At 41.0% G+C, this 2150-nt stretch carries 3 protein-coding genes; all 3 read right to left on the reverse strand.

Going from position 1 to position 2150, the window contains the following annotated elements; genetic code table 11:
- The coding region (gene rpsL, locus ACLOR3_RS02060) for a 30S ribosomal protein S12 (RefSeq protein WP_412036946.1) at positions 1 to 390 on the reverse strand (390 nt) is incomplete at its 3' end.
- Positions 391 to 606: 216 nt separating this feature from the next.
- Complete coding sequence (locus tag ACLOR3_RS02065; protein WP_411400101.1) at positions 607 to 1173, reverse strand: hypothetical protein; 567 nt, start codon at positions 1171 to 1173, stop codon at positions 607 to 609.
- Between the two features lie 22 nt (positions 1174 to 1195).
- A complete protein-coding gene (gene purR, locus ACLOR3_RS02070) occupies positions 1196 to 2020 on the reverse strand; it encodes a pur operon repressor (protein WP_272079841.1) in 825 nt (274 codons plus the stop codon).
- Positions 2021 to 2150 lie beyond the last annotated feature (130 nt).

The following is a 2150-nucleotide window of genomic DNA, read 5'->3' on the forward strand; positions in this document are numbered from 1 at the left end:
GTATTTAGAACGGCCTTGTTTACGATCGTTAACACCTGCAGTATCAAGTGCACCACGGACGATATGGTAACGTACCCCTGGAAGGTCTTTTACACGTCCACCGCGAAGAAGCACCACGCTGTGCTCTTGCAAGTTGTGTCCGATACCTGGGATGTAGGCAGTAACTTCGATCAAGTTGCTCAAACGTACACGAGCGAATTTACGAAGGGCAGAGTTAGGTTTTTTAGGTGTCATTGTTCCAACACGAGTTGCAACACCACGTTTTTGTGGTGAAGAAACGTTTGTTTGAACTTTTTTATGACTGTTGTAACCAACGTTCAAAGCTGGTGATTTAGATTTTTCTACTTTTGATTTACGCGGTTTGCGAACCAATTGGTTAATTGTAGGCATCTACATTCTCCTGTATTTTTTTATTTTTGGTGATGATACACTTGGTGACAGCTACCATCTGTGTGTACTTTTGCAACATTTGTCAGCACGTCCCTGTACACTCTTGAGAGACCAAAAGTAAAAAGTACCGTCTATTATTGTAACATAGCGGTACTTTCACTGTCAAGATTTTTTTCTCTTTTTTGCACGATTGACTCTTCTTAAAACCGCGCCAGATTATTGTTCTGTTTGTTGTGTTACAGCCGGTGTAGTAGCATTCGAAACCTGAGGAACCTCATTGGACTGATACTGTGGGACTTCTGCTGGAACGACTTGCTGCGTTGCTGTATTCGCTTGTCCTCCCTGGACAGCCTGATTTGCATCTGTTGCTTGAGGGGTTTGATTGGTTTGAGCCGATTGATTGGTTTGCATTCCGTAATAGTCTACAATGTACTGAATACGAGCTTGAAAGGCCTGTTTTTTGGTTTCGTCCTTCACTTTTTCTACGGCCTCTTGGGCAGCGGTTAAGGTTTCTTGAGTTGCAGTCGTTTCAAAATGAGCAACTGCTTTTTCAGCCGCTTCAGCGATTTTTGTTTCCTCTTCTTCTTTGGCTTTTTTAGGGTCTTTCTTCTTAATAGGAAGAGAACCTGTTTTTTTGGCTTCTTGTTTTACCACTGTGACCTGGTCTGCAGAATTTTTACGAACCGTATAAAGCCCACCGACAAGAACTCCAGTCAAGATGAATATCGTTGCCAATCGAAGCCATAGGGGACTACGATCAAAACGGTCTAAAATTGTTTTCATTTTCCTTTCTCCCTCTCCAGCCTTAGTTCTTATCGAAAATATTTCCGATTTCTACATCAATTTTATTTTCTGCCACATCAATGTTGGTCACACGTAGAAGTGACTTGTGATCGAATAGATCTTTACTTCTAGCCGAAGCATTGTCCGCAAAAATAGCGACTCCTGCCAACTCTGAATCGAACTCAGCTAAGAGGCTAACCATCCCACTGATAGTTCCCCCTCCCTTAAGGAAGTCATCGACAATCAGGACACGGCTTCCAGCTTTCAAACTACGTTTAGATAGGAACATTTTCTCAATCCGATCGCCACTGGAACCAGATACGTAGTTGACACTGACCGTTGAGCCTTCTGTAATTTTCAAATCGCGTCGTACAATGACAAAAGGAACATTTAAGACATTGGCTACCGCGTTTGCTAATGGGACACCCTTAGTGGCTACCGTCATGACTGCATCGATTTTTTGATCTCGGAAGGCCTTGGCAATAATGCGACCAATATTATTTAAGATTTTTGGATCACTTAGCAAATCCGAAAGGTAGATATACCCACCTGGTAAAATCCGGTTGCTTTCTGACAATTGATTGCACAAATTTTGGACAATTTCTTTTGAATCTGCATCCGAAATCGATGGAGTAAAGATAACCCCTCCACCTGCACCGGTAAGAGTTTCAATGCTTCCAATTTCCATTTCTTCAAAGGCCCGCTTAATAATGACAATGTCCTCAGAAATAGATGATTTAGCAGATTCGTATTTTTCGGCAAATGTATTTAAACTCGTCAATTCGTAGGGATGATTAATCAAGTAATTCGAGATTACAACCATCCGCTCACTTCTTCTTAGCTTCATTTTCTCTCCACATAGTTTTTTTATTGTATTATACCATATTATACCAAAAAACGAACATTGTTAGTCTCACAACATTCGTTTTTGGTTTTTTTACTAACAAACCAAGAGCAAGTTATTTAAGGCCAGTTTA

Source organism: Streptococcus intestinihominis, from assembly GCF_046824975.1.
Classification (GTDB): domain Bacteria; phylum Bacillota; class Bacilli; order Lactobacillales; family Streptococcaceae; genus Streptococcus.